We start from the raw sequence: 4,594 nt of genomic DNA, 5'->3' as shown, positions 1-4,594 counted from the left end.
GGCTTGCGCCGCGCGGGCCTGCGCCGTGCTCAGTAGTCCTCCCGCGCCTCGCGGAGTTCGCGCAGGTCGTCCTCGGTGTCCTGCCACGCCTCGAGCGCCGCGACGAGCTGCCGCTCGAGCCATGCGGCATCCGTCACCTCGCCGGCAGCTCGCAGCTGCGCGATCCGCTCGGTCGCCGTGCCCTTCAAGTCGTCMATGACTGCACCCTTCGCTCGGCGTGCGGTCGCATCCAGCGCGGCGGCGGCTCGCGTCGAGCCCGCACGACAGCCATCCTGCCAGCCCGCGCGGTCCACGTCACGAGGTGCCGGGTGCGGTGGAATCCCGTTCGCGCGCTGGAATCCACTGATCCAGGGATTCCGCCGCCCGAACGGGATTCCGGCGAGCGCGGGCCTCGGCGAGCGCGGGCCTCAGCGCGCGCGGAGCCCGTCGAGCGCCATATCGACGACGCGCTCGCGCTGGCCCGGCGTGGGGAACGCCACCCCGGCGACCCCGGCGACGAGGCGCACGGCGTCGTCGATCGCGATGTCGTCGCGCACGAGGCCGGCCGACTGGGCGCGGCGCAGCAGCGGTTCGCCCGACTCGTACATCACCTCACGGCAGGTCGCGAGCAGCTCGGAGTCGCGGTTGAGCCCCTCGAGCAGCACCTTCTTGCGGCTGGCGTAGTCGGCGAAGCGCCGGAGCCACGCTGCGAGCGCCTCGAACGGCGGCAGGTCGTCGAGCTCCTCGGCGAACGAGGCGACGCCGGCGACCTCATCGAGGTACACCGCCTCGACGAGCGCGTCGCGGGTCGGGAAGTTGCGGTACAGCGTGCCGATGCCCACGCCGGCGCGGCGGGCGATGTCCTCGAGCGAGGCGTCAACGCCGTGCTCGGCGAACGCCAGGTTGGCCGACTCGACGAGGGCGTCGAAGTTGCGGCGCGCGTCGGCGCGCGTGGGGCGCCGTTCGTCGAGCAACGCGCGGAGCGTGGCATCCGTCATGAAACACCTGCTTGCAAACCGGAGGGTGCCTCCGCTAAGCTAACCGGAGGCGGCCTCCTATCGGAGGTTCCCTCCAGTATAACTCCTCAGCCCCGAAGGGTGCTTGATGCCAACCTCCACCACTCGCCTCACGTTCATCGCGGTGGCCACGAGCTTCACCGCGGTCGCGAGCCTGCAGTCCCTGATCATCCCCGTGCTGTCGACGATCGGCAGCGACCTCGGCGCCGACGCGGTCGGCCAGACCTGGATGCTCACCGCGTGGCTCATCTCCGCGGCGGTCGCCACCCCGCTGCTCGGTCGCGCCGGCGACCTCGTCGGCCGTCGCCGCATGTACCTCCTCGCGCTCGGCGCCGTGGCGGTGGGCTCCGTGCTCGCCGCGTTCGCGCCGAACCTCACTGTCATGCTGCTCGCCCGCGTGTTGCAGGGCCTCGGCGGCGCCGTGTTCCCGCTGGGCTTCGGACTCGTTCGCGACGCCTTCACACCCGCCCGCCTCGCCGGCGCGATCGGCGCCCTCTCGGCGATCATGGCCGTCGGCTCGGGCCTCGGCACCGTGATCGCCGGTCCGATCTCCGCCGCGATCGGCTGGCGCGGCCTCTTCGCGCTCCCACTCGTGCTCGCCGGAATCGGGCTCGTCGTCGGCGTCCGCGGCCTGTCGCGCGCCGCCACCCGCACGGCCGGCCGCATCAATGTCGGCGCCGCGGTGCTGCTGTCGAGTTGGCTCGTCGCGCTGCTGCTCCCGCTGAGCGCGGGCAACCAGTGGGGCTGGGGCTCGCCCCTCGTGATCTCGCTGTTCGCGCTCGCGGCCGTGCTCGCCACCGCATGGGTGATGGTCGAGGTGCGCTCGAGCAACCCGCTCGTCGACATGCGGATGATGCGCCTCCCTGCCGTGTGGACGACCAACCTCACCGCCCTGCTCACCGGCGCCGCGATGTTCGGCATCTGGGCGACGCTCCCGCGCCTCGCCGAGACGCCCACGTCGAGCGGCTACGGCCTCGGCGTCGACGCGAGCACCGCCGGACTGATCATGCTGCCGATGCTCGTGACCATGGCCTCGGTCGGATTCGTCGCCGGCCCGCTGAGCCGGGTGCTGCCGTTCGCGGCACAGCTGACCCTCGGCGCGTTCCTCTCGGCGGCCGCGTCGCTCTCGATCGCGCTGTTCCACGACGGCGTCGTGCCGCTCGCGATCGCCGCATCCGTGCTCGGACTCGGCACCGGGCTCGTCACCTCGTCGACGCCGAACCTCATCGTGCGCAGCGTGCGGGCCGACCAGGTCGGCATCGCCACGGGCATGAACGCGAACATCCGCACGATCGGCGGCGCCATCGGCACCACGGTGTTCGCGGCGGCGATCGGAGCGGTGCTCGGCGCGTCGGGCCTGCCCACCGAGTCGGGCTACGTGGCCGCGTTCGTGGTCGGCGCGGTGCTCGCGTTCGCGGGCGGTCTCGCGCCGTTCCTCGCCCGAGGCCGCACCGGTCGCACCGAGCGGCCGGTCGCCGAGGTCATCCCCATCGCCGAGTCGCCCCTCGTCGAGGCCGCCGAAGCGGCCTGATCCCTCCCAGCCGGCGCCGCCGAAGCGGCCTGGTCCACCCCTCGCAGTGGCGAGCGCGACGCGCGTCGGCCATGCTCGGAGGATGCGCCCTACCGCATCACGCCGATCGTGCCGGCCCGTCGCGCTCGCCGCTGCCGTCGCCGCGGCATCCGCGGTGCTCGCCCTGACCGGCTGCAACGCCCTCGCGCAGCTGCGGCCCGACGCCGAGTCGCACGCTACCGCCCGCGCGGCGGTGGCCGATGTGTCGCGCGGCCTCTACCGGTACGGCACCGACGTGATCGACGACTACGCACGATGGGCGGATGCCGCGACGGCCGACTCCACGACCGTCGAGCTCATCGGGGTCGAGCCCTATCCCGGCGCCGTGCACGGCGAGCCGTTCGGGGCCCTGCAGTTCCGGGCGATGGTGCAGCCCACGCAGTACGACGAGCCCTACGTGGCGTGCTTCGAGTCGGAGTTCGACTTCTGGGGCGTGGCAACCGAGGAGTTCGGCGACTGGGACGTCGACACCGCGGTCGCGCGAGACCTCCCCTGTCCGCCCGATGCGCACCGCATCGCACCGCCCGTCGACACCCGCACCGTGTTCGTCGTGCCCGACGGCGCCGAGGCGCTCGCGGTGGAGGTGCTCACGAACGCGCCGGCCGCGGCATCCGCCGACCAGATCGTCGCCGAGATCACCGAGCGGATGCCGCAGCCGACCGGCGAGCGCGAGCAGGCGTTCGAGCCGCACGCTGTCGAGGCCGACGGCGACATCGGCTTCGCGATGGGCGACGCCGACGACTGCCTGCTCGTGAAGCGCGACGCCGACGGCGTGCGGGTGCTGTACGTGCCGCGCATCCTGCTGCAACCGGGCGAGCTGGGCTGCAACCCCGGCACCGCCCTGCTGCCCGAGGAGCAGCTGCGCTCGGCGCACTGAGCTCGGGCGAGAGCCGACCGGCGCGGGTGGACGCGGCCCACGGTGTCCGATTCCGCGCGATACGCGGCCGCTCGGGGCGGACGACGATGGCGGCCTCGGCGCGATGCTGGGGACAACCGGGAACGCGGCGCGATGGCAGGCAGGCCGTCGTCGGTCGAGTCCCGTCGTCTCGAAGGAGTTCCATGTCCACCACTCCCACGATCGTGCTCGTGCACGGCGCCTTCGCCGATGCCGCCAGCTGGGCGCCCGTCACGTCGCTGCTCCTCGAGCAGGGCCACGCCGTGCGCGTCCCGCCGGTGTACAACCGCAGCCTCTCGGCCGACGCCGCCTCGGTGCGCGCGTTCGTCGAGCAGATCGACGGCCCGGTGCTGCTCGCCGGCCACTCCTACGGCGGCGCGGTGATCACCGTCGCGGGCACCGCCGAGAACGTCGTCGGCCTCGTCTACGTGTCGGGCTACGCGCTCGACGAGGGCGAGAGCCTGGGCCAGCTGCAGGGCGGCTTCCCMGACTCCGACCTGGCCGCGAACCTCGTGTACACGCCCTACCCGGTCGAGGGCGGCGAGCCCGGCACGGATGTCTCGGTCGCCATCGACGCATTCCCGGCGGTCTTCGCAGCCGGCGTGCCCGAGGCGACCGCCCGCGTGCTCGCCGTGTCGCAGCGCCCGCTGGCGGCCTTCGCGTTCGGTGAGCCCGCATCGGATGCCGCGTGGAAGACGAAGCCCGGCTGGGGCATCGTCTCCAGCGCCGACCACACGATCAACCCCGACGTGGAGCGCTTCGGCTACACCCGCGCCGGCCTGCGCTCGGTGGTCGAGATCGACGCGCCGCACCTGGTGATGCAGACGCATCCCGCCGAGGTGGYGGCGGTCATCACCGGCGCGCTCGCGGAGCTGGCCGGCGCCGACGGCGCTGGCGCGGACGCGGGCGGCGCCGAGGACCGCATCGCCTCCTGACCCGTGCAGACCCGAACGCGGCCGCCTTCCATCCGAAGGCGGCCGCGTTCGCATGACCGGACTCAGCCGGCGATGAACGCGAGGATGTCGCGGTCGAGCTCCTCCTGGTACGCGCCGAAGATGCCGTGGGGCGCGCCTTCGTAGACCTTCAGGGTGCCGTGCTTCACGAGCTCGACGGTCTTCAGCGCCGCGGCGGCGA

Annotated in this window: 5 protein-coding genes; 3 read left to right on the top strand and 2 right to left on the bottom strand. The window is 73.2% G+C overall.

From position 1 onward, the window contains the following. Positions 1 to 29: 29 nt before the first annotated feature. Positions 30 to 188: a hypothetical protein gene (locus tag AC1DY2_RS15945; RefSeq protein ID WP_476763313.1), complete on the bottom strand. Its 159-nt coding sequence runs from the start codon at positions 186 to 188 to the stop codon at positions 30 to 32. 219 nt (positions 189 to 407) lie between these two features. Beyond that, positions 408 to 977 (bottom strand): TetR/AcrR family transcriptional regulator, encoded by a 570-nt coding sequence (locus AC1DY2_RS15940; protein ID WP_476763312.1) that lies wholly within the window; start codon positions 975 to 977, stop codon positions 408 to 410. A gap of 106 nt (positions 978 to 1,083) precedes the next feature. Between AC1DY2_RS15940 and AC1DY2_RS15935 the strand changes: the two genes are divergently transcribed. From AC1DY2_RS15935 to AC1DY2_RS15925, 3 genes are all read left to right on the top strand, one after another. Further along, positions 1,084 to 2,526 carry an MFS transporter gene (locus AC1DY2_RS15935; RefSeq protein WP_476763311.1) on the top strand — a complete coding sequence of 481 codons (1,443 nt, stop codon included), beginning with the start codon at positions 1,084 to 1,086 and terminating at the stop codon, positions 2,524 to 2,526. Positions 2,527 to 2,608: 82 nt separating this feature from the next. Next, positions 2,609 to 3,442, top strand: coding sequence for a hypothetical protein (locus AC1DY2_RS15930; protein WP_476763310.1), 834 nt, complete (start codon positions 2,609 to 2,611; stop codon positions 3,440 to 3,442). A 182-nt stretch (positions 3,443 to 3,624) separates the two neighbouring features. Continuing rightward, on the top strand, positions 3,625 to 4,395 hold the full coding sequence (locus tag AC1DY2_RS15925) for an alpha/beta fold hydrolase (protein ID WP_476763309.1): 771 nt from the start codon (positions 3,625 to 3,627) through the stop codon (positions 4,393 to 4,395). Positions 4,396 to 4,594: the final 199 nt, after the last annotated feature.

It is taken from the genome of Agromyces sp. P1_H4 (assembly GCF_056405255.1).
Note: the sequence above shows the minus strand (reverse complement) of the source record. Positions and strands in the feature narration are given on the sequence as shown.